At 36.0% G+C, this 24,046-nt stretch carries 17 protein-coding genes and 1 pseudogene; 4 read left to right on the top strand and 14 right to left on the bottom strand.

All coding sequences use genetic code 11. The features are described 5' to 3' along the window. The 11 genes from ABCM67_RS13925 to ABCM67_RS13875 form a co-directional block, all read right to left on the bottom strand. On the bottom strand, positions 1-346 hold a 346-nt coding region (locus ABCM67_RS13925), incomplete at its 3' end, for a helix-turn-helix transcriptional regulator (protein WP_342992929.1). A 146-nt stretch (positions 347-492) separates the two neighbouring features. Further along, the gene (locus ABCM67_RS13920; protein ID WP_096241051.1) at positions 493-1,161 is read right to left on the bottom strand and encodes a hypothetical protein; all 669 of its coding nucleotides are present in this window, start codon (positions 1,159-1,161) and stop codon (positions 493-495) included. A 113-nt stretch (positions 1,162-1,274) separates the two neighbouring features. Then, complete coding sequence (locus tag ABCM67_RS13915) at positions 1,275-3,410, bottom strand: peptidase domain-containing ABC transporter (protein WP_342992928.1); 2,136 nt, start codon at positions 3,408-3,410, stop codon at positions 1,275-1,277. A gap of 63 nt (positions 3,411-3,473) precedes the next feature. Next, positions 3,474-6,686: a type 2 lanthipeptide synthetase LanM family protein gene (locus ABCM67_RS13910; RefSeq protein WP_096241053.1), complete on the bottom strand. Its 3,213-nt coding sequence runs from the start codon at positions 6,684-6,686 to the stop codon at positions 3,474-3,476. A 152-nt stretch (positions 6,687-6,838) separates the two neighbouring features. After that, positions 6,839-7,069 carry a plantaricin C family lantibiotic gene (locus ABCM67_RS13905; protein WP_096241054.1) on the bottom strand — a complete coding sequence of 77 codons (231 nt, stop codon included), beginning with the start codon at positions 7,067-7,069 and terminating at the stop codon, positions 6,839-6,841. A 450-nt stretch (positions 7,070-7,519) separates the two neighbouring features. Next, a complete protein-coding gene (locus ABCM67_RS13900) occupies positions 7,520-8,260 on the bottom strand; it encodes an ABC transporter permease (protein ID WP_096241055.1) in 741 nt (246 codons plus the stop codon). A gap of 14 nt (positions 8,261-8,274) precedes the next feature. After that, positions 8,275-9,006 carry an ABC transporter permease gene (locus tag ABCM67_RS13895; RefSeq protein ID WP_096241056.1) on the bottom strand — a complete coding sequence of 244 codons (732 nt, stop codon included), beginning with the start codon at positions 9,004-9,006 and terminating at the stop codon, positions 8,275-8,277. Beyond that, complete coding sequence (locus ABCM67_RS13890; protein WP_096241057.1) at positions 8,999-9,922, bottom strand: ABC transporter ATP-binding protein; 924 nt, start codon at positions 9,920-9,922, stop codon at positions 8,999-9,001. The genes ABCM67_RS13895 and ABCM67_RS13890 overlap by 8 nt, the downstream gene beginning before the upstream one ends. 49 nt (positions 9,923-9,971) lie before the next feature. Continuing rightward, a complete protein-coding gene (locus tag ABCM67_RS13885; RefSeq protein ID WP_179966607.1) occupies positions 9,972-10,733 on the bottom strand; it encodes an ABC transporter permease in 762 nt (253 codons plus the stop codon). 117 nt (positions 10,734-10,850) lie between these two features. Further along, positions 10,851-11,774, bottom strand: a complete 924-nt coding sequence (locus ABCM67_RS13880; protein WP_096241682.1) for a HAMP domain-containing sensor histidine kinase — start codon at positions 11,772-11,774, stop codon at positions 10,851-10,853. 8 nt (positions 11,775-11,782) lie between these two features. Next, the gene (locus ABCM67_RS13875; protein WP_096241059.1) at positions 11,783-12,484 is read right to left on the bottom strand and encodes a response regulator transcription factor; all 702 of its coding nucleotides are present in this window, start codon (positions 12,482-12,484) and stop codon (positions 11,783-11,785) included. A 345-nt stretch (positions 12,485-12,829) separates the two neighbouring features. Here ABCM67_RS13875 and mobC point away from each other — a divergent pair, with 345 nt between their 5' ends. The 4 genes and pseudogenes from mobC (at position 12,830) to ABCM67_RS13855 (ending at position 17,430) form a co-directional block, all read left to right on the top strand. Further along, positions 12,830-13,207: a plasmid mobilization relaxosome protein MobC gene (gene mobC / locus ABCM67_RS13870; protein ID WP_004613332.1), complete on the top strand. Its 378-nt coding sequence runs from the start codon at positions 12,830-12,832 to the stop codon at positions 13,205-13,207. 103 nt (positions 13,208-13,310) lie between these two features. Next, on the top strand, positions 13,311-14,843 hold the full coding sequence (locus ABCM67_RS13865) for a relaxase/mobilization nuclease domain-containing protein (protein WP_118051573.1): 1,533 nt from the start codon (positions 13,311-13,313) through the stop codon (positions 14,841-14,843). 119 nt (positions 14,844-14,962) lie between these two features. Further along, positions 14,963-15,170: pseudogene (locus tag ABCM67_RS13860) on the top strand (DUF6219 family protein). A gap of 457 nt (positions 15,171-15,627) precedes the next feature. Next, positions 15,628-17,430 (top strand): hypothetical protein, encoded by a 1,803-nt coding sequence (locus ABCM67_RS13855; RefSeq protein ID WP_096241061.1) that lies wholly within the window; start codon positions 15,628-15,630, stop codon positions 17,428-17,430. A gap of 93 nt (positions 17,431-17,523) precedes the next feature. Here ABCM67_RS13855 and ABCM67_RS13850 read toward each other — a convergent pair whose 3' ends face one another. The 3 genes from ABCM67_RS13850 to ABCM67_RS13840 are packed head-to-tail and all read right to left on the bottom strand — an operon-like array spanning position 17,524 to position 24,037. Further along, on the bottom strand, positions 17,524-18,432 hold the full coding sequence (locus ABCM67_RS13850; RefSeq protein WP_004613328.1) for a YodL domain-containing protein: 909 nt from the start codon (positions 18,430-18,432) through the stop codon (positions 17,524-17,526). Further along, positions 18,429-18,680: a transposon-transfer assisting family protein gene (locus tag ABCM67_RS13845; RefSeq protein ID WP_004613327.1), complete on the bottom strand. Its 252-nt coding sequence runs from the start codon at positions 18,678-18,680 to the stop codon at positions 18,429-18,431. The genes ABCM67_RS13850 and ABCM67_RS13845 overlap by 4 nt, the downstream gene beginning before the upstream one ends. Continuing rightward, positions 18,677-24,037, bottom strand: a complete 5,361-nt coding sequence (locus ABCM67_RS13840; protein ID WP_119253804.1) for a DUF3849 domain-containing protein — start codon at positions 24,035-24,037, stop codon at positions 18,677-18,679. Before ABCM67_RS13840 ends, ABCM67_RS13845 begins: the two co-directional genes overlap by 4 nt. Positions 24,038-24,046: the final 9 nt, after the last annotated feature.

Here is a 24,046-nt window from a genome sequence, read left to right as displayed (position 1 = left end):
GCTTTCTTTTCTCTGCAGTTTTTCCAACAGTCTGCATGATCGACCATACCATTTCCCTGTCATACCCATCCATTCTTCTGTACACTTCTATCAGGTCATAATACTCATCCAATGTTTCATTCATCTTGATCTGACCGGACAGATCCCGCTTCATGTCAGACAGCCCAAGCAGGTAATCTGTTGTTACATTAAAATATTCTGCTATCCTTTTTAAGACATCTACTTTTATGATGGTAATATCCTTTTCATATTTGCTGAGCATTTGCTGTGTTACTCCTATCTCTACTGCTAGAAGCTCCTGTATCAAGCCCCTTTTTTCCCGAAGCATTTTAATCCGGCTTTCCATAATCGTTTACTCCTTAAATATACGTGATACTACCATGCTACCCTTTTCACATTTTCTTGATACAAATAATAGGAGTATTTAATTACGCAATACTAAAAAATAGTAAGACAAACAAGGACATTCCATTGATTATCTTACTATTTTTATTAATCATGCAACCATACAAATTGAGTAGACTCTGAATAAATATTCGAATAAATTATATCTGCAAGTTCATCTTCGGAAGCATTTCCATTTTCTTCTCCTATATATCTCCCCACTTCATTATTATGTAAATCCATTTCTTTATGAGCTATTTTAGGGAAGCCATCGGATTCATCTCCAGAAACATCTTTATCTTCATGTGCAGTAGCAAATAACTCTGCTTTTTTACTACCGAGCAAAATACTCATTTCCGCATTCCAAATACCATGTCTAAAAGCATCACTTCTATCTCCTAATCCACTATATCCAAACTTTCTCTCCGTCTGTTCAGTTGCAATTTTTCTTGCAGTATTAACCTTAAGTGCATCAAATGGATAACGAATACACAACCTTTTTTCTGATTCAGTAAGAGAGTTCCAAATATCTGTAATTCCTCTTATATCTCTCTTATCTCCGAACTCCTGTTCATCCATAATTTTCAACACTTCATCTTCTGTAAGTTCTGGATTTTCAGATTTTATCGATAAAATCTCTGCAATCATTTTTTCAAAGTCTGTTTCTTGCATCATCACCAAATCATCTCCATTTATATCTTGCGCATAAACAGAGAAAGGTGTAGCAGTGCATAGCACAAGCGTCAATCCTAAAATTAAAAAGCTATTTTTTTTCATTTTTTCTTGTCCTCCTTACAATTTTTATTATACTCTTAAAATATTATTAATAAAAAACATGTAATAAAATCGACCGACTGAGTAATTTTTTCTTATATTTTCAATATTATTGTTTAATTTTGTTCTTTCCACATCTTTGCATACATACCCTCAGTTTCAATTAAATCTTTGTGCATTCCTTGTTCCACTATCTCCCCTTGTTCTATTAAATATATGTAATCTGCATCTTTTATAGTAGAAAGGCGATGAGTTACAATAATTTGTGTTATATTATTATTTTTTAGTTCTTTATAAATCTCTTTTTCAGTTATTGCATCTAACTGGCCGGTTCCTTCATCAAAAATAATAATATCCGGATTCTTCACTAATGCTCTAGCTATAGAAAGCCGTTGTCTTTGTCCACCTGATAAATTTTTTCCATTTTCTCCTATTCTAGTTTCATATCCTTTTTCCATACAACTTATATCCTGATCCAGTCTTGCCATCTGAGCAGCTTTTTGTATTTGCATTTTTTCACATTTTTTTGAAATATCAATATTTTTTTCAATTGTATCATCAAAAAAATAAGCCTCCTGCATAGTAATACCGATATGTTTCCTATAATCATTAACATCCAACTCTGTAATTTTATTTCCATCAATCATAAGTTGTCCTTCCGTTGGCTTATATAATCCTAAAATTAGTTTAATCAATGTGCTTTTCCCACAGCCTGTTTTTCCTACTATCGCTATTTTTTCTCCTCTTTTAATAGAAATATTAATACGCTTCAAAATATTTTCTCCTGACTTAAAATATTTAAAGCTCACATTTGTAAGTTGAATTCTTTGAATTTCTTTTTCAATTCCCTTCTTATTTATATTCTCTTCTTTCTCCGCATAATATATTTCCATAAGTCTCTCTAAAACAGAACGTAAATACACTATATCTTGCATATCATTTGCAAGTGCTGAAACAGGATTAATAAACATACTTCCAATAGATACTAACGCCATTAGACCACCCAATGATAATCTTTCTGCTGCAATTTCATAGCTTCCAAGAGCAAGCAATAAAATTGACGGAGTAAGTTTTAATACCATTAGTATACATTGAAACAAATTTGAAAATTTTTCTTTGTGCGAACTAGTTGTCATCTGTTGCGAAAAAATTTCCCTCCACTGATTAATAGAATCAATACTAGAATCTGAGCTTTTAATAAATAATATATTTTTTAAAACTTCTAATAAATATGTATATGTAACCTCTTGCCTCTCCAAATTTTCATGCATAAGCCGTCGTGTATGTTTCATGCAAAAATAAAAAAATACAGCCTGAAAAATAGCAATACCATAAATTACTAAAGATAATCTAATTGACATGCACATCATAGCTATTCCAAAAACTAAAATAGATAAACAGTTAATTATTAAAGAATTACCTATTCTTGCCATAGTGTCTTTAATCAAATTTATGTTGTTAATTCTATTTGAAATATCTCCTGATGAGCGGATATCAAAATAACTAATCGGTAAGTGAAATAATTTTTTGATAATATCCTCTGAAAAATTTTTCCAAAAGTCATATGACATACTTAAAATTATATTACTCTTCAAATAACTTAATACGCCATAAAGCAAAACTGCTCCTATTCCAAGTAAAAATACAAGTAATATAATATCATAATTTCCCCTTCCAATAGCTACATCTATGATAATTTGAGTACATATAGGCAATATAAGACTACATACTTCAATTGCAAATGAAAGAATTATACTACCCCACAATTTTTTTAATGAACCCATATTCTGCTTTATAGCCAATGTAACATTATTAATATAGTGTTTTTTTTCTATAAATTCTGATGTTTTCTTTAAAATAACAATGGCTTCAAAGTAATCTTGTAAATTTTCATTCACAGATATTTTCCGTTTGCCAATTTCTGGATCTACTATTACAATATGTCTTTTATTTATTTCCTCTAGCACTACATAATGTCCCTTCTTATTTAATAAGATAGCTGGCAAATATTCTTTAAAATTTTTTATTCCATAGTCATCGAATAATTTATACGCCCTACTCTCTAATCCATAAGACATACTAATTTCTATAATTCCCTTTAATGTCAATCCATTTCTAGAAAAAGAACATTTTCTACTCACTTCAAAAAGCGGAACTCTATTGTTGTAATAATGCAATATCATAGTCAAACAAGCAGCTCCACAGTCTAATTCCGACATTTGTTGAATGAAAGGAACTTTCTTATATAACATCCTTTTCCTCCTTTATTCAATGTGCTCATAAAGCTATCTTTATGAGCACCAATGCAATTCATTCTATTTATCCACACTAAGTGACAATACTGATGGCAATGAACTATCATAAATTTTTAAAAACTCATATCCAATTCCTGCTAATCCAATCATTAAACTAGGTGTATTATTTTGACCAGGAAGTCCACATTTATACCTTCCTAATTTAAATTTGGAAATGTTAGCATCTAAGTATGAGTACACCACATTATTGATTTTTTCTTTATCAGAGTAATTCGATGCTTGCAATAGAATATCAATATTCCCTAAATCTCCATGGCATAAACAATGGCTCTTTCCAAAGCCTTTAAAAATTGTCGTTTCAAGCGATACCTCTATTTCCTTTTTTATTTTCTTAATCGCTTTTTCTTCTTTTATATATTCTAACATAATTATCCTACTCATAAGTATTCCCGGAGCTCCATGACACCAAGTAGCAGGAATAATTCCTTGACTATAATTTGTAACACCACCAAGTGCTCTTATATCTGCCCAGTTTTTCTCTTTCTCCACATATAAACTTCTCTCATAATTTAAGGCTTTTTCTGCTGCAATAAAATACTCTATCTTACCTAATATTTCTCCTGCTTTTATAAGTGCTAAAGCAATACCTGCAGCACCATGCGAGTAACCCGCTAAAGCATTTGATGCTATTTGAGGTTTCCACATCATCATATCATCTTTTTTTGTTGCTTTTACAATTAAATAATCAGCGCATTTAGATATTAATTCTATGGATTTTTTTTCTAATCCTTTTCTACCAACTACATTATATGTTTGCAGAATGCAACCAGCCGCACCCGCAACGACATCAAAATTTTCATCTTTGTCTACAACATTTATAGTGTTAGACAAAATCTTAGAACATAATTCTGTATAATCTTCACCTATAATGTCCCCTATTACAATTAACGGAAATAAATTAGAAGTTTCACCTGTATATGCGCCAATTACAGTTTCTTTCTCCATTTCATTTTTAATACTCAAACATTTTTCTAGAGTTTTTATAATGCCATTCATGCCTCGCTTCGTTATTTCTAAATACTTTTCTTCTCTCGTAATTTTATACAAAGCTGCCATAAAAAGTAAAATACCAGGTGTGCCATTGTATAAATCTATTCCTGACGGCTCAACACTCCAATTAGTTTCTTCTACCCCTGTTACATTTGTAATAATCCATCCTATATCCTCTGCACTATTTCCAGATATTGCTGTACGAGCTAATTCTTCACCAATTTCTTTTGCCTTCTTATAGCACTCTATTTCAAGCAATCTCTTTTCATCTTTATCATGTCTCCTTACTAAAACCGGGTTTACCGTATACTTTTCTTCATCCATCAGTGACATTCTTATAAAGTTTAATTGTATTTCACAGTTTTCTTCTGACATATTTTCTAATTGCCCTTTTACTAAATCAATTCCTCTTTCTTCATACACCCCTTCAATTTTCCCTCTAGAATGCAATAATTTAGTTTCATCAGGATAATTTACGAAAAACGGAATATCATTATCTAATAAATCCTTAATTTCATACGGTGCAACTAGATTATATTTTTTTTCAAATTTTCCTTCTTTATATAACGTTGTAAACAACATCTCACGATCCAATCCACTTCTTAAATAATCTGGGTGAGTACCTATATTTAATAATGTGGAGTACTGCTGTGTAGATCTGATTATCTGCCTTACTTTCACTGTCTTAAATATCTCTACTAACTGTTTAAAAGTATTCATGCTTTCTTTAATCGTGCTATATGCTTCTAAAAAACCACCTTCTATTGATAATCTATAATTATATATATTTATTTTTTTATCATCAGAAATCGGTCTATTATTTGAGCTATGAAGCCTTCCTTTATCATATTCTATTCTTATTTCATCTGATAAATAATCTTTAATTACTGGCATCTCCATAGGTACAATCTGATTAGAATCACCACCCAATGCACTTATATCTACTCCACCATGATTTTTACTATGCCATGTTAAATTTGGAAGAATACCAACATTTCTTACAGATCCTTCAATTATTCCTGTTATCTTACCAGGTGCCGTATTTTGTTCTAAAATATGAAATCTATTATGGAAAAGAGCTTCTAAATCAATCAACACTGGATTAGCCGAAAAAGCTATAATATTTTCGTAATGAATATCTGTAGTTCTTAACAAATACAATAAACCTAACATCACACCTATTTTATAATAATACTCTTCAAGCTCACTTTCTTTTTGACATTTTTTGTTTTCAATAAATTCCATCCAACCATATGTCTCCCTATCAATAATCTTAGGTTGATAAATAGGATATTTGACACATTGTGAATTATACCATTCCAATACTTCATTAAAGTATCTATCCAATTTTAAACTTCGTGGCTTATAAACAATGGTTTTATTATTACTAAGCGTCAACTTGAAAACTGTTTTACCACCATTATGTGCATCCGACATATCACCATCTAACTTTATTATAGAAAACGAGCGTGAATTGTCACGAAAGATAGAACACAAATAATTTTGATCAGCAGAAAATCTAGTTAAAAGATCGCACATATTGTTTATCCAGTTATTTACTCCTTTAGAAATAAGTCTGTACATTACAGGATACTCAACTAATAATCCTTCCCAATATTGTTCGTCTTTCAAAATTACATTTGAATAAAACTCCATTCTTTCAGTTGCATTTTCCCCTTGTAGCTGATTCTCCTCTCTACATACATTCAACTCCAATATTAAAACACGGATACATAATTTATATAAATGTCCAATCAATATTTTTACCATATCTTTCTGTAAATTGTCATTTACTAAATACCTTGTTCCACATTTGTTTATCTGTTCATCCAATCTTCCTTTTGCATACTTTATAAAAGGAATAAAAAAATTAATAAATGGCGTGTCATCTTCTGCTTTTTGAGTTGTTGGATTGATCCATTTAAATTTAGGTAAATCAACACTACCGTATTTCTTATTTCTTATTGCCTGATCCATTGCTTCCCATTCTTTAAGGTCATCGTTTTCTTTAGCTTCAAATCCTTTCTCACCTAACAACATGTTTAATTCCGATTGATTTATTTGAGAAAAATATGGAAGATTAATAAGGTTTTCTATATGAACTAATTTTTCCCAAAATGCTTTTCTCTTATGAATTATTGCAATTTCATCTTTCGAAAAAACAATATTTTTGCCAAGTTGACGCTCAAAAGAGTATGTTCCTTTTAAAAATTTTTCTAACATTTACTACCTCCTACTACAATATATTTCACATATCATACATCTATTAAAAATATTAAGTATTTCTATTTATTGTGCTTTTATAATATAATTCAATTCTAAACTGTTCTTAAATAAAATAAGGATGCCTTAGGTTTTAAGGCATCCCTATTACTTTAGCAGCAAATGATTGTCATAATCGGGCATTCTGCCGTACCAGTGCAAAGTCTACCGCAAGATGCATCTTCCGAATAGCAGTTACAATGCGTATTTGCTGTTCCAGCTCCTGTATAATCTTCTAATTCCATTTCTTTTAATTCCTGAAAGGAATTACCTGCTGGATTTGAACTTTCTACCTCGTTCATTTCATATACAGGAAGTTTCCAGTTTTTTACGTTCCTACTCATATTGCTTTCTCCTTTCTCAGTATGTATTTAGTCAGCTCTGTAACTGACTATGTTCTTATTATACATCAAATTTCTTAGTTTTTATTTTTATGGAATTTTATCGACTCTACATGTCATTTTTTCTAAAAAATGTTATCTTCTTAGTTATTACTTAATTTTTGATAAACGAACTTTCCAAAATGGAAATTGGCACTAATAATAACCTCGAAAGTATTTTACACATGACTATATAATCTTAATTTTAATGGATAGATAGTAAAATCAAGATTGTCATCACTTGTGATGTCTATACACTTCTTATAGCACTAATATAAAAAGAGGACACAAAGGTAAGAGTACCATGTGCCCATTCTCATTACGGATCGAATTTCATATACACTTGTAATGCAGTTTTATAAATAAAATACTACTCCAATAGCTCTACTATTTATTTTCCCCTATATCATCTCCTTATCTCTTAATATTCTTTTTTTCTCCTAATCCTTTCAGAATGATGAGCGATATGCACCCACAAATTAGCAACATTACAGTACTTTCTATTATCTGTAAAGTCGTTGCTTCATAATAGCCGGAAACTATAAACACCGCCGTTATAGGATAAAAAACTCTTAACCCATTTGACATACTTGTAAACAACCCTGCAAAAGAATAAATCTCAGCAAATATCAACGCAAGCCAGTATCCCTTTTTTATGCGCGCTACCAATGCAATCACTGGAGAAAGGGCAAAAAAAGTTCCTAAACCATCCAGCACATAAATTTTCAAAAATCTCAAGAGCATTTCCACAGATAGCTCTTGAAAATGAAATGCAGCCTCCACACAGAATGTAATAAGAAATAACAACAAATAGAGTAGCAAACTTAATAGTAAAGTTACTACCATTTTTGCACTCATCATTTTAGATTCATTTATTGGAATCAAGTGCAAAGATTTCATCGTATCTTCCTGTTCTTCCCGGCAGATTAAATAACTACCCAATAATGCAATTACTGCAGGGAGCAGAAAAAATGTAGCTAAAGATTGTGCTGCAGTCATAAACCATCCGACACCTTCTATATATCGTTTCTCTCCAAATGAAAACTGTCCTTGTGCAAAGACAATAACTGCTACCATAACTATTGCAAATACAGCAATCCAAACTATTTTTGAACGACGAAGTTTCCTATGTTCCGCCCAAATCAATGCTTTCATACTATTTACTTACCTCACTTTCTCCGAGCTAATGCCAGATTCGCAAATACAGAAGAAGCAATAGCCCACAAACCAATACATAAAAAAGCTGCTGGCAGATTCAATTCCTGATTAAAAACAACTCCCGGAATATCACGCATAACAATTACATTCATGCTAGATAGCGGATGCAGATACATATTTATCATTAACAAAATAAAACCCAGAAAAGTATACACTAATGTCACACAAACTGGCAGTATATAGCCTTTTGAGGAAGCAGCAACTGCCAAAATTGGCAAAATAGCAAAGGCTGTTAATCCACCAATCTCAATACACTTTTTTAATAGATACAAAGTACTGTCCCATTCAAAAACAATATATCCAGTCAATACACCAGCTGCTATCGAAGCCAGAACAGTAATCAGCATAAATAAGATGGAGTAACTAAGCACGATTACAAATTTGCCAAAAAAATATTCCATACGACTAACCGGCACAATCCAAAGCTGTTTGAGCATATCATGCTGGTTTTCATCGTACATAAGCATGGTGCAAAGAATTCCCAAGACCACTGGTAATATGATCCATGGCGTATAACTAAATGCTGTCCATTTATAAAACTGTACTGGCACTATTCCTATTTTACCTATATGTTGAAAATAGAATAGTGCCAAAAATGGCATAAAAAATGCTGAAAGTAACATTAACCAAACAAACTTCCTACGGTGTAATTTCAAAAATTCCGTCTGAATCAGTTTAAGCAATTCCCTCTCCTCCCGTGATTTTCTTGAAATAATCCTCCAGTGTGTCATTACAAACCTGAGAACTGATAACAGCTATGTCTTGTACTATAAGAGCTTTATTGATTTCCGCCATATCCAAACAGGTATCATAAATCCGAAGTGTCTGATCATCATGCACAGAATAATCTACCAGGTGGAACTGATGTTCCAAAATCAACGCCGCTTTTGAAACGTCAGACACTTGTAGAAGAATATATTTTCTATTTTTCTTTTTCAATTCTTTCATGCTGTTTTCTTCCAATAGAAGTCCATGATCTATAATACCAATATCATCTGCCAAAAGTGCAATTTCAGATAAGATATGACTGGAAATGAGAATAGTTTTTCCACGCTCCACGCTCAGCTCTTTAATAAAATTTCTCATCTCTGCAATGCCAATGGGATCAAGTCCGTTGGTCGGCTCGTCCAAAATCAACAATTCTGGATCGTGAAGAATCGCATTGGCGATACCAAGACGCTGCTTCATGCCAAGAGAATATTTGCTAAATAACTTTTTGTCCTTATAGGGCAATCCCACTACTTCCAATGCTTTTTTTACTGCATTGGGACCCACGGTCCCTCGCAGTTTTGCAAAAATTTCCAAATTTTCCGTGCCGGTCAAGTTTGGATAAAACCCAGGTGTTTCTATAATTGCACCAATACGCGGAAAGACTTGTTTTTCCCGACCTTTGATATCTTGGCCAAATACATCTACCTTACCAGAAGTAATGGGAGTCAATCCCAAAATCATTTTCATAATAGTGGTTTTCCCTGCTCCATTACGCCCTAATAGACCATAAATGCGTCCCTTTTTCACATGGATGTTTACCGCTTTTACAACGTCCTGCTCTCCATAAACCTTTGTCAGCTGCTTCGTTTCAATCACAAAATTATTCATAATAATACCTCTCTCTTAAAAAATTACTATTTATAAAATTCTTCTGTTTCTAATAGGAACGTTTACGTAAAACAATTATCGATAGAATAGTAAACACGATTCCTACCGTAAATATAGATATCAGACACAATGATGGAGAGAGTGTTACTGTTACCCCTTGTGTCCAACTTCGCACCATATCTGCAGATACCGGTGATAAACTCGAATAAATTCCCATAACACTTGCCAACGGATGCGCCCCCATCAAATATGCTGGTGCGATTACCACTGGAACAAGATAAAGAAACGTTGCTCCGATAGGAATTCCATATCCTTTTGAAGAAGTTGCCATAAATACAATCGGCAACATAGCAATAGGAACAAGCCCCCCGCCCAATAAGTATAGTACAAAAGATTGTAATACGGTGCTGGTATTAAAATCTGGGAAATCTCCCGCAATAAAACCTCCGCCAACGCAGATAGCAAACGTGAACACACATAGTATTAATGACATTAAAATAATGACTGCCACTTTAGAAAAATAAAGCTGAGATTTTGAAATAGGAATAATCCACAGTTCTTTAAGCGTGTCGTTCTTCTGTTCATCGAAGAATAGCGTAGTAGCAAACATTCCTAACGCAATAGGTAGGAATAAACTAGTGAGGTTTTTGAATGCCAAGGTATATAAATCGCTAAACTGATCCATTAAAGGACTGCTCCTAGAAATACTACAAGCACGGTTAACCGCAAATATTCCTAAAAGAAAAGTAAGTGCAAAAATACTCCAGACTGTTTTGTTCCGTTTCCATTTTTGAAGTTCTACTACAATCATTGTCACTTCATTTTCCCCCTTTCATGTTTATAACTACTATTATAAAACACCAACCTTGCCATAACCTTGCCGAAATCTTGTTTTTATCTTGCTTTTAATATAGATATCTATATGCAACTACAAAATTTTAGGCAATAAGATTGTAAATACTGTTCCCCTTTCAAGAGTACTACTAACTGAAATTTTCCCTTTGTGAGCACTAACAAGTTCTTTTACGATAGAAAGGCCAAATCCATTTCCCTTAGCGGAACGTGATTGGTCACATTGGTACATCCTTTCAAAAATGTATGGCAAATCACCGGACGAAATTCCTCTACCATTATCCATAACTAAAATCTTAACTTGTTGTGTATCTTCAAAAATTCTAAAAGACACATAATCTGCTCCACTATGGGTAATAATATTTTCTAGTAGATTATTTAATATTCGCATATAGCTATTAGAATCAATCCGTAGAAAGCATTCCCGTTCTGGTATCTCAACTTCATACTCAATCCCCGCATTTTCTAAAATTGGCACCCATTCTGCAATAATATTTCTAGATAATTCATTAATATCCAATATTTCAAAATGAAAAACTTGCTCTCTAGCATCCAATTTGACCCATTCAAACAAAATAGTAACAAAATCTTTCAACCGATTAGCTTTATCTAACGCTACATGGATATACTCATCTCGTTCTGTTCCAGTAACTATCCCCTTTTCAATTGCTTCCAAATAGCCCACTAAGGAAGTCAACGGCGTTTTTACATCATGAGAAAGACTCGTCATAAGGCGCTTATATGCTTGTTCTGCTTGTCTTTGCTGTATAATCCTTAATTGACTATCAATTACGATACTATTAATATCATAACAAATCTGTTTTGTCATATCATTTTCTCTTGTCACAATACGTCTATTTAAATTTCCATCTTTTATATCATGCAAAGCATCCTTAATAAAAGAAAGCTGCTGTCGTACTCGTCTCATCCGCCAAATTAAGTATAAGATTATTAATATCGAAAACCCGAGCCCCACAATAAGATACACATTTACATTTATAGCCATATTTATACCTCACTATTAAATCGATATCCCACACCTCGAACTGTTTGAATATAAAAAGGATGTTCTGGATCAGGTTCAATTTTTTTACGTAGTTTACTAACAAAAGACATAATATTGCTATCATCAAAAGCATACTCATCTGACCATACCTGTAAATAAATCTGCCTTTTTGTATACACTTTTCCTTTATTCATTGCCAAAAACAATAGCAAGTCAAACTCTTTCCCAGTAAGTTCTATTTGATTGTTTTGTACTATAACCTCCCGATTACTCTTATTAATGCTCATTCCCTTCAATACTATTTTATCTTGATTGTGACTCTCTTGTTGATTCAAAGTAGTATAACGACGTACAAGCGAGTTAACACGAGCCATCAGTTCACTAATACTAAATGGCTTTGTTAGATAATCGTCTGCCCCCAATCTTAAACCAAAAACTTTGTCTCCTTCATCACCCTTTGCTGTTAACATTAAAACTGGCACATTACTAGATTCTCTAATTTTCTGCAACACTTGAAAACCATCTATACCAGGCATCATCACATCAAGAATAATCAAAACACAACCTTCTCTATATTCATCTAAGAATTTCAGTCCTTCAAGACCATTATGTGCGACCATAGCAAACCATCCTTCCTTCTCTACACATTTTTTCATCAAGGTACACAATTCTTTATCATCATCTATAATCAAAATGTGTTCCATCTTTATTCACCCTCCATCTATTGTCCAGTTTTATACTTACTATTTCTTAATTATAGTTTTGAGATTAAAGCAATGCAATAATCTTTTCTAAAAATATATTTAAGCTTGTTGGCATTGAAGAGCAAGTTTCGCAATGTAGCACAATAACCCCTTTCCGGGTTCTTGGCGACTTGCAACTTGATGGGGATTTCGTTTCCCCATACCCTCGACCACAATCACAGATATGTATATTGGTTTCCATTTACATGGTCACAGTGCGATAATTTTTCATCACTTACTTTCCCTGCAGGCCGCAAAATTTGGATTTTCTTATGAAACCACTACCACGAAGAAAGGAAGTTATCAATGACAAGACCTAAGAAAGAGGAAACTCTTGCAAAAACTAAAGATGTGCATTTACGCATGAATGAAACTGAATATGATCTTCTTGCAGAAAGAGCCAAGGCTAACAGCATGACGGTTTCTGATTTTATCCGAAATGCCTTGGTCAACCAGAAAGTCATCATCAAATACGAAATTACCGCAGATCTTCCCGAAATAAAAAAACTTATTAGCGAGTTTGGTAAAATTGGCAGCAACCTAAATCAGATTGCCCGATATTTTAATCAGGGTGGAATCCTCTCTTCTGAAATGAGAAATGAAATCCGAAAGTCTCTCCGGGATATTTATGAAATGAAATATGAAGTGATGAAAATGGCAGGTGATTTTCGTGGCAGTAATTAAACATATCGCAAACAAAAACTCTGACTATGGAGAATCGGAACGGTATCTTATCTTCCAGCACAACGAGTATACGCAAAAACCGATTCTTGATGAAGAAGGGCATATGATACTGAGAGAAGAATATTATCTGGACGGTCTGAACTGTGATCCATTCTCTTTTGCATCTGAATGTCAGGAACTGAACAGCTACTATCACAAGAACAAAAACTTCAATGAAATAAAATCCCATCACTATATCATCAGCTTCGACCCAAAAGACAGGGATGAATGTGGATTGACCGGTGAACGTGCCCAGCAACTCGGATTGACTTTTGCAAAGAAAAACTTTCCCGGTCATCAGGCTTTAGTCTGTACTCATACCGACGGTCATAACAAAAGTGGAAACATCCATGTGCATATCGTAATTAACAGTCTCCGTAAATATGATATACCACAAGAACCCTATATGGAATTTGACTGTGAAGCAAAAGCCGGTTATAAGCATCATCTAAGTGCTGCCTATCTTGCCCATCTAAAACAGGAAGTCATGGATATGTGCAAAAAAGAAGGGTTGCACCAAGTTGATCTGCTCACTCCTGCTGAAAGAAAAATCACCGAAAAAGAATACTGGGCACAACGCCGGGGACAGGAAAAATTAGATAAGCTGAATCTGAAAATGAAAGAAGATGGAATCACACCGAAAGAAACTCGTTACCAGACAGAAAAACAATTTCTCCGTGACGCTATTGATGATGCTGCAAGTATTGCCCGATCACCAGAAGAATTTTCAAAAATCCTTGACGAAAAATATCACATCATCCTCAAGATCAGTCGAAACCGGTACAGCTATCTTCACCCTGGCAGAAAAAAATTTATCACTGAAAGAACTCTTGGGACCAGATACACAGAAGATTTTCTCTTGAAAGCATTTGAAGAAAACACGAAATCCCGTAGAGAACTGAAAGAAGAAATTCTGGAACAGCAGGCTCCGAATACTTCCACAGATTTACCACCTGTTCCTTTCTCTGATACTTCTGCTATCCCTGCACCATTCATTTTCATAAAATCAAACCTCCGGCTTGTAATAGATCTGCAAACCTGTATTAAAGCCCAGCAGAGCAAAGCCTATGCTCAAAAAGTAAAGCTCACCAATTTGAAGCAGATGGCTCAGACTGTTGCCTACATACAAGAGCATGGATATGATTCTCTTGATGATTTCCATGCAGCACTCAATCAGGCATCAGACCAGACCAGTGCTTCCAGAAAATCTTTAAAAGATACTGAACAACAGCTCAAAGAAGTGAATGAACAGATTCATTTTACCGGACAATATCTGGCATACAAAAATGTGTATGCTGATTATCGTACAAGCCGAAACAAGAAAAAATTTTATGAAGAACATCGAGCAGAACTTTCCCTGTATGACACAGCTCTACGAACACTCAAAGAAAAATCTGGCGGGAATAAATTGCCTTCCATGAAAGCTCTCTATGCTGAAAAGGACCGGCTTGTTGAATTGAGGGATAGACAGCGTGAAGATTTTTCTAATCACCAGGATTATGAACGGGAGCTTCGCACTGTATCTGCGAATATTGATATGATTCTTGGGAAGAATCGTGGGCAGGAGCAACAGATTGAAAAAGAGCAGAATTTATAAACCTTTTCATCTCCAAGCACCCAAATATCATTTTCAAATCTATGCTAATGAATAAATTCCTGTTTGCATCTTTCCTAAAAAGATGTATGATATAGAAAAACACAGGAGACATCATTAAAATGAAGGCACATAAATATTGGTCACTCGGTGCATTGGCATCCATGATCGGAACTTTTTACTGCTTCTCAAGATATGAAATCTGCTCATAAATATTTTGCTTACAGCTCTCTTCTCTGTATGATTATGGCTATCTATTCTGGTCATAAAATGATTTCTGGAAAGTCCTTAAAAAAGAAAGACTCTGTTTCCGAAGAATCTGCTGAATAATCAAAGAAGGAGTTTCTCCATGTGTGGCGAAATAGAAAAATGCTATTAAAAAGTTCACATAAAATACATTGCTTATGTAAATGTACCGGTATTCTCAAACAGTTATAACGAAAATACCTATTGAAAAAGAACTCACAACCATAGTTCATTTCATAAATCAATACAAAAACATTGATGTTTTTCTTATTTACAGTATGATATAATTAAAAAGAAGATGCAGTATTAAAGGGAGAACTGCCCAGACAGCCTGGCCTCAGAAATATGCACCTTCCTCTATAAATATATTATGTGGTATCAACACCTTTTATACATAAATAAAAAGATACAGTAAACAAAATGGTACTACCCAGGTAGCCCGTTTCTTGCTCATGTATCTCAATCTATCTTAATCTTAGTCGATAAATTTTAATTTGTCAAGATAAATTTCAAATAAAAGAAAGGAAAAAAGGTCTCACTTATGTTAGAAAAGAACAAAGCAGATAGCAGAAAATATTTTATTTTCAAAATACGAGATTTGGTACATAATTCTTTCCACACACTTGAAGAAAAGCGAACAGAAAGTTTATTGCAATATATGGGTATCTGTATCAGCACCTATGATGAACTTAGGGCATCCCTTGACCCAACCAAACTAAAACGCTCATACGAAGGATTGTTAGAAGGACTGGATTACCAGATGCAAATACATCCTTTTCATAAGCTTGATTTATACCAAAATGATTTTTCTCACTTACATCAGCTCATAAATCTTGCAAATGAAGCTCGCGATAAAGAACTTCATAACATTCACCGTAGCATTGTAGCTTTAAAAAAGAAATTGGAAGCTGAAAATCTCATAAATTGTTATATTCAATGCTTACTCACAGAAACCACATTCAAAGGCATGGATTATTTAATGGAGGCTCTTATTAGTGATTTATTATATGCAGGACATTCTATGTCTCATATTTTAGATTTTTTCAAAAGACAGCAGCAAGAATTTCTAGAACATAATGATGCTGAAAAAACTATACAGAATCTTAACGAATTTGACAGAAAACCTATACCTTTTTCTATTCATATCTGTTTTAAAATTTCAAGCCAGACGCAGAAGGAACTGGCACTTAATCTTATAAAACAGCAATTTGAAATCCATACTAACCAAGAATTAGGGATACCTCATATAAATAACGATACCTTAATTGCCAGTAAAGAGTATCTAGCTTTAGATGAATTCAAAGCAATCGACTTAGCTCAAAAAGAATTCCAATCCGTTACAGAACTGTTTGATATGTGGCAAAGCACAACCAATTGTATTCGCGATGATTTATGGTATTATTGGAAAGAAGACACGGTTTTTCATAAAATCAGCTTAAACAGCATTGATCCCATAAAAATGCTTAACCATATTGACGCAAACTATAAAAAACAGTTGGAACGTTTTTTACAGTTGCGAAATGATCTTGGCAGCAACAATATTAGAACTTTGGAACGAATACTTTATACTCTTAATTCTGCCAAATCGCTGACTACTCAAAACCGTTTTCTTAACTTTTGGTCATCCCTTGAATATATTTTATATTCATTTCCACGCTTTACAATCATAGAAAAAGCACGCGTTGTTGTTCCAGAAGTTTTTGGATTGTTCTATCTAAAAAATAAACTTAATATATTTTGGGCACGACTTACTTATTGTATGTCTAACAAAAAGGATTATGCTGAGAAATATCCTACTTTACAAAATTTTATAATGAATTGTCAGGTCACTGAAAAAGATTATTCTACCCCAAAAGTAATTGCTTATCTAAGTGATGTAAATAAATATAGTGCTATTTTATCTGAGCTTTCTTTCCATATTGTCCTTGAGCGAGAATGTCGTGAAATAATTATGCTTTTAACTGAGCCAGAAAAAACAAGCAAGGCAATTCAAGAATATTTTGACGGTATTAAGCATGATTTAAATTATATTTATCGTCTCCGAAATCAACTAATTCATTCTACAAAGGATATTGACGATTCCCTGGAGTATATCAGCTTTCGATTGTATCGCTATGTTAACTCTGTACTTTCCACGATATTATACTATCAGGAAAAAAACAATTTATATAGCATTACAGATATATTAATTTCTGTAGATGCCACCTACCAAGACTATAATAAAAAATTATCGCCAGATATCAAAAAGAAAAAGAAGAAATCTTCTTCCGAGATTGCTTCAGAAACCCTTTCTCCTGAAGACATCTATCGCATTGTACGACCAAAATATTTATTCATTGAATAGTATTTTAATATTAAGATTCATCTTTAAAATACATTATCTAAAAAGTGGATGCTACTTTAACTAAAAGTTACAGTAACATCCACTTCTTAAAAACTATTTCTTCTTCCTCTCCATTTCTTCTTCGATTTCCTTCTGTGGCTGTCCTTTTCTCTGACTGGCTATCTTCTTCTGATGATTACGGAGTCGTTTCAGTACCGATCTTCGTGGAGCATTTTTATCTTTTTTCCTTGGAATGTTGTTCATCAGTCCATCAATCATATTGTAGTTGGCTTCTTCTGCCATCTCTGCACTGCGAAGATATTCTCCATTATCCATGACCTTCTGCCAGTTTGCCAGCTCTGGTTTCTTCTTTTGTGTTTCTCCAGATTGTTGCTGTCTGATCTGGGATTGTGCCTGCATTTCCTGTTGTTTTTGCTGTGCCTGCTCTGCCTGTTGCTGCATGAAGTTCTGGATGTTCCGTCTGGCTTCTTCATCAAAGCCATTGTAACAGTCATTCATGACTACGGCACCTTCCTCACTGAGAATCACATAGGCTGCTCTTGTTCCATACTCCTCATGCTCCATCAGAAACCATTTCTTCTCGTTCATCAGGATGTAATCCTGTGCAAGCCATGTTCCTTTCTTTCCTTCGATTTCGTACCCGGTTGTATCAATGGAAAGTCTGGTATCGGAAGAACTTTTGATTGTGAGAAATTCTGGAATGATGATAAAACCATCTTTGTTGACATAGTAAGCTGTGGTTTTTCCATCGTCGGTGATGACGATCACATCACTGCAACCAATGGAATGACCTTTGAAGTTCTTCGGTCGCTGCTTCTGTAAACGGAGTTTAATATCAGCCGGAGTTTCCCCCGGCTGGATTCTTCCAATATACACCTGCTGATAGTTTTCTACCTGGACTGTTCTTCCTTCGCTTTTCAGTTTCTCGTAAGAACGGAAACGGACATCCCGGTACTCTGGGGTATCTTTTACCTGATATACTGCACACTGACTTGTATTCATTCTTCATCCTCCTCTTCCAGTTCCATTTTATATTCTTCCAGATCCATAAGAAAAACCTCATATCCTTCATCGCTCATGCAGAACAGTTTTCTTATGGTATTGCAGACAAGCCCGATCATATCTGCATCGCCTTTCAGAAAAGGAATGATATGATCGATTGCCTCCATCGTGTCATTTCTGTTTCCTTTATCAAACATTGCTGTTACTAAACATTCATCCGCATCAAAGTTCATCGCCAGATCCATCATAATTCCACTTCTCCCTTCTTATGTGTCTTGGATTTCTCCGTTGTCTTATTCTGCTCCTGTGCTTTTGCCCTTGCCTGAAAATCTTTTAAAGACTGCAGCACAGATTTCTTCACTTCACCTTTTGCTCTGCTTGCAGGTTCTGCCTTTTGTGGCTGGCTCCGATTTACAGATACCGGTTCCTGCTCTGCCCTTCTGTCTGCCGCAACCGCAGAAGGTTTCTGTCCACTTCCTATTACTGTTTCTGTCGTATGTTCCGTTTCCTTTACCCTTCCATGCTTTTCATCCAGATACTTTTCCATGTCTGCGATTGCTTTCTGCACCAGAGGGCTTTCTTTATAGTGTGGAATCATATCTATCAGATCACGCCGTATCCGGTCTGCACTCATCAACTCATATTCTCCGGAATAATTTTCATCACCATCTTGCAGATCAAATCCGATTCCTTTAATCCCATGCAGTCTCTCTGCTGGGATACTCTCATATATTTTAATGGCTTCTTCTAAAGTGAGGTTGTTATGGTACTCTCCCATGACCGGAAACTCCATGCACTCTGCGACATAAAAACTGATCGTGGCTTCTGGCTGTTCCTGCTCCGGCTGTTTGTCAAAAATAGAAAATCGCTCTGTATCTTCCAGACGGGAAAGTAAAGAACGGGCAGTTATAACATCGCTGTCTATATCGGATTCCTCGGATACCTCAAGCAGCCAGTCCTTGATAGTTTCTGTTTTCTTATTCAAAATATCCTCCGTGAGTTTTTCCACCTGTTCTTCTCTATTTTCAACTGTATCGTTATACTCATAGGTATCAACGTCATAGCTAAAATTATCCAGGTCCACAGCGAGCTTTTTAATCTCCTGCTGGTCAAGATATTTTTCGGATTCTTTTATATACTCTGCCAGAGTGATTCGCTCCTCTGCAATCGGGTTAATATCCACCTTAATTCCTGCCATCGCTATACCAGATTCATTTAAGGCATTGAAAAAGCTATCTTCTCGAATATCACCTTTATAGGAAAGAACCACATCAAGGTCAGAATCTTCCCGGTAAAGGTCTTGTCTGCTTCTGGAACCATACACTCTTGCAGCAAGCAGCTCTACCTCCTGTTCCATTCCCATATCTTCTAATACTGCCTGTGCATGATACAAGACACCTCTTTCAACATCTGCCCTGCTCAGACTGTTTAATGCCAGTTCATTTCTTCCAATCTCAGAAGTCGCACGAAGTTCCCCCTCCTGCAATAAATCTTTAGAGTGCTGGATCGTCATTTCTTCAAATTCTTTATAATCCACTTTGACACATTCCACATCATCCATTCTTTCACTTTTAAGGATTTCATAAGCAGCTTCCTGAATGGATGCGTCTGGATTATCATAATCACCACCCTGGATTTCATGCAGATCAGAGTCATAAAAAATAAACGAATATCCTTCTTCTGTTGCCTGTATGGTCAGATACCCTTTACTCCTGGTAAACTGCATTGCGATTCCTTCATAGGTTTGCATTGCTTCTTCCCTGCGAAATCCTTCAAAAATACTTGCCGGGCAGTTCTTTTCTAATTGTATCCGCTGCATCTGTTCTTCCTGAACTTCTTCCACATCTGCCATCAGATCTTCGTAATCCACTACTTTTGCATCTTCCAGTGAGTACCCTTTATCTTCTAAAATATCACTGGCAGCTTCATCTACATAGATTGTCGGATTGTCATAGATTCCTCCATCATCCTCCTGATAATCTTCATTATAAAATGTATAGTCATAACCATCTTCTGCGGTCTGGATTGTAAAGTATTGTTTTCCAATCTGATATGCAATCTGTACCTCATTCCAGTCCAGCATGTTTTCCATTTTATTTACCACTTCATATATTTCTGGATTCAGCCACCCTCCGATCTGTTTATACGCATGGGTCAGCCGATCTATCCCGTTTTCACATCGGATAAAATCCATGCTTTCCTGCATCGTTTCCGTATTCTGGATACCAAGCACTTTTTTCTGATGATTTGGCAGACGTAAATATTCCTGCATCGCTTCATCCAGTGATTCATACCGGTTTACTTTTACTACACCCTCTGCATTTACATCTTCCATCACATAAAAATTATCAACGTAATGAATCTCTGGCATTTTTAACTTTATGCCTTCCGGCAGCTGCACCTCACTGACTGCATGAAAATTAAACCGGACATCCGTTCCAGATTCATTTTTTCCTGCCATCGTTTCTTCCCAGGTATCTTTCTGTACTGCCTGTATTTCTTCGATTGTAAGTGTCTGTCCACTCCGCAGGGTTACAACAGAATCTTTCGGGAATTCCGTCAAGTCATAAAGTGTTGTTCCATTTTCCTGCAAATATTCTGAAACTGCTTCCAATGCTCCTGCGTCAAACCCGTTCCATAAGTCCTCCGCTACAAGCTGTCCATTTTCTGCTACGATAATGCCTGCCACATCGGAGCCAAATTCATCCTGTTCCATTAAGAAAAACTTCTCCCCGGCATATTCCTTTTCATCAACCGTATGCCATGTTCCGTTATGTCCTTCTGCTTCATACCCTCTTGTCTCTGCCGTAATCGTCACTTCGTTTTCTCCTATCGCCTGTTCTATCCTCTGCATCCGGATCTCAGCTCTTGCCATGTCGATAAACCCATCTAAAACTGCCGGGTGGCTTTCGATCACATAATCCAGGTTCAGATTTCTGCCCCGGCTGATATTTTCCGGGACTTCGATATGCTCCGCCCAGTCTTTGTTCTGTCTGGAGAATCTTCCATCATGGGAAAGTTCCTGGATGGTATTTGCCATAACAAAATTCATACGTTCTTCCCCAAAGCGTTCCACGACTTCTTTTGCTGCATTCTGCTTTAAGTGCAGCCCGTCAAAATTCTCCCGGATAGCTTCTTCGATTGCTTTCTTGCAGTCCATGTTTAACTTTCTCGAATCCAGATAAGCATCCACATCCCGTTCTCCCATTGCCTGTTCCAATGTTCCTTTATAAACTGGCGGATATGCCCTGACGGAATTATGTTCCAGTATGTTCATTCTCTGCTGGACAAACTCCGGAAGTTCCTGAAATCCAAAAGAATCTACATAATAGGCTGTAATCTCTGCACCCCTGTTTATCACGATCACATCACTTACCGATAAAGAATGACCACGGAAATCTTCCGGTCGGTCAATGTTAAAGCGTTCAAATATATTTTCTAACGTGATTGTTGGCATCCATGGTGCTGCATAAACCATCCGGTAATCCTTTCCGTCAATGGTATATCCCAGACTCTTTGCGGATTCCATTCCCATAAACTGATAAGTATGCTCATCCCCACTATCCATCTGATAAATGGCAAACCTTCCGCTTTCTCCATGCAGAAGAAGTGTCTCATCAATCTTTTCTGCACTCTGCTGTTCCAGTGCTTCCTGTTTTGTAGCAGATATTTCTCTTTCTTTCTGCACTTCCCATTCTGTTTCTGTGATTCCAAAGATACCGTCATATCCAAGAATTGCATCTTCTGTGTCTACAAGTGTTGATTCTGCCAGCTGTGGATTCTCTTGATTTCCATGTAACACATAAATTTCTGCCCCTCCACGGTACAATTCATATGCACGGTCTTTCGTAAGCGGAAGCATATGGTCTAACTGGATTCCTGCCTCGTGCATTTCTGTAAAACCAACCATGCCATCCGGGAAATTGTCAATCTGTGCCTGTATTTCATTCATAAGGCTTCTCGTATATTCACTTCCCGGTCTGCGGATTGCAGTCATCATACGGTTCACCAGTCCAAGCACTTCGTCTTTATCATCCATCTTATATGCAAAATTCACAATAAGATTTCTCTGGGAATCTGTGAAATCTCCCGTATTGGCAGCTTCTGCTGTTTCAATCAGACGGTGGGCATACTGCATGGCTGTTTCTTCTGCAATTTCCGGCTCTTTCGCTGGGAAGTTCGCCCTTGCTGCCTGGATCACTTCATACACCAGCTTTGAACCGGCTTCATCGTAAGATTCCCTCATATCCCATACCAGGTCATTCAGTCTTTCCACCTGTCCAGGGAAGGTTTCTGCATATTCATTTACAAATGCCTTTTCATTTTCCGAAAAAATATTTCTTGGAAACTCTGCTTTTTGCACCAGCATCTCTGCCTGATCTTTCGGAGAAAGGTCAGAAAAATAAGTAACGCCTGTGTCAGCATCATATTCCACATCATAAAAATCAATCGGATAGTTCTCTCCGTGCCCACTGCTGTCATAGAGTGGTGTGACGGCAGCACCTTTTTCTTCCAGAAAACTTTCCAGTGGTTTCTCATTTTCCTCTATCTCACCACTTTCCAGAAGGCGGACGTATTCCCCCACATTCTGCTCTAACTGTTCCCTGCTCATGTTTTCGATCAGATCATAAGTAAACTCGGAACCCATACTGCCTGAAAGATGCAGAATTAAATCTTCCTTATGAAAAGTATCCCGAACTGGTCTTTCCATTTCCAGCTCGTGCATCTGTGTCTCGATATTCTCAATGACTTCCGCAGACGTTTTCCGGATGGTATCCATAGATGCCCGGAGTGCTTTCATATCCTTGCTTTCACACCAGCTGGCAATATAGGTAAAAGAGTATTCGGAAGTATCCAGACCAAAGTGGTTGCAGACAATATAGGCAATACTTTCTGCTTCCACTTCTTTGGTTATCCGGTCTTTTAAAATCCCTTCCGCATCCATTACCTCCCGGTCATGCAGCAATGCATGGCTTACTTCGTGTACTCCGGTTTTCATGGTCTGGAGATTACTCATATCTTCCTGAATTGCGATATACTTTTCTGTCTGATGATAATACCCCTTTGCTTCCCCTTCTATTTCCATCATGCGGATTGGCACAGGGGAAATGTTCTGCAATGCTTCCATAAACGTGTCATAAAACTGTACACTCCCGGTAAGTTCCGGTACTTCCAACTCTACAATCGGCTCTCCCTCTGTCTGGCTGACATCAAATACCGTTGTCACACGAAACCTTGGAATGACCATCTCCACGATCTCTGTTTCCGGCTGACCGTCATCCCCGATCACCGGCTCTTTTGTTACAGGGTCAATCTTTTCAATCTCCTGTTTCTCACGGATGGGTGCCGGTGCGATGATCTGGATTCCTTTTTCCCCTCTCTTTACATGGCGGTTAAATTTCTTCTGCCACGCCTGATACCCTGCCACCAGAGTAGCCTCCGGTTTCTGCATGGTGATCAGAAGGGTGTTATTAAAACTGTAATTATGGAACTTGGACATGGTATTCAAATATTCCGTATATCGTTCCGAAGTAAAAATCTCCTTTACGCCCTGTTCCAGCCGTTCCGATATTTCCTTTAACTGTTTCTCTATATTATTTGCCATAAACAAACC

Origin of the sequence: Blautia sp. 2227st1_G12_2227SCRN_220401, from assembly GCF_039062885.1 — a bacterium.
Classification (GTDB): domain Bacteria; phylum Bacillota; class Clostridia; order Lachnospirales; family Lachnospiraceae; genus Blautia_A; species Blautia_A fusiformis.
This window is presented reverse-complemented; position numbering and strand designations above follow the sequence as displayed.

Bases quoted from the DNA above. Each gene is read 5' to 3' on its own strand.
- ABCM67_RS13915 (WP_342992928.1), bottom strand. From the start codon at position 3,410: ATGTTATATAAGAAAGTTCCTTTCATTCAACAAATGTCGGAATTAGAC.
- ABCM67_RS13890 (WP_096241057.1), bottom strand. From the start codon at position 9,922: ATGAATAATTTTGTGATTGAAACGAAGCAGCTGACAAAGGTTTATGGA.
- ABCM67_RS13920 (WP_096241051.1), bottom strand. From the start codon at position 1,161: ATGAAAAAAAATAGCTTTTTAATTTTAGGATTGACGCTTGTGCTATGC.
- ABCM67_RS13845 (WP_004613327.1), bottom strand. From the start codon at position 18,680: ATGATGGATCTGGCGATGAACTTTGATGCGGATGAATGTTTAGTAACA.
- mobC (WP_004613332.1), top strand. From the start codon at position 12,830: ATGACAAGACCTAAGAAAGAGGAAACTCTTGCAAAAACTAAAGATGTG.
- ABCM67_RS13900 (WP_096241055.1), bottom strand. From the start codon at position 8,260: ATGAAAGCATTGATTTGGGCGGAACATAGGAAACTTCGTCGTTCAAAA.
- ABCM67_RS13840 (WP_119253804.1), bottom strand. From the start codon at position 24,037: ATGGCAAATAATATAGAGAAACAGTTAAAGGAAATATCGGAACGGCTG.
- ABCM67_RS13885 (WP_179966607.1), bottom strand. From the start codon at position 10,733: ATGATTGTAGTAGAACTTCAAAAATGGAAACGGAACAAAACAGTCTGG.
- ABCM67_RS13905 (WP_096241054.1), bottom strand. From the start codon at position 7,069: ATGAGTAGGAACGTAAAAAACTGGAAACTTCCTGTATATGAAATGAAC.
- ABCM67_RS13865 (WP_118051573.1), top strand. From the start codon at position 13,311: ATGATACTGAGAGAAGAATATTATCTGGACGGTCTGAACTGTGATCCA.
- ABCM67_RS13910 (WP_096241053.1), bottom strand. From the start codon at position 6,686: ATGTTAGAAAAATTTTTAAAAGGAACATACTCTTTTGAGCGTCAACTT.
- ABCM67_RS13875 (WP_096241059.1), bottom strand. From the start codon at position 12,484: ATGGAACACATTTTGATTATAGATGATGATAAAGAATTGTGTACCTTG.
- ABCM67_RS13855 (WP_096241061.1), top strand. From the start codon at position 15,628: ATGTTAGAAAAGAACAAAGCAGATAGCAGAAAATATTTTATTTTCAAA.
- ABCM67_RS13850 (WP_004613328.1), bottom strand. From the start codon at position 18,432: ATGAATACAAGTCAGTGTGCAGTATATCAGGTAAAAGATACCCCAGAG.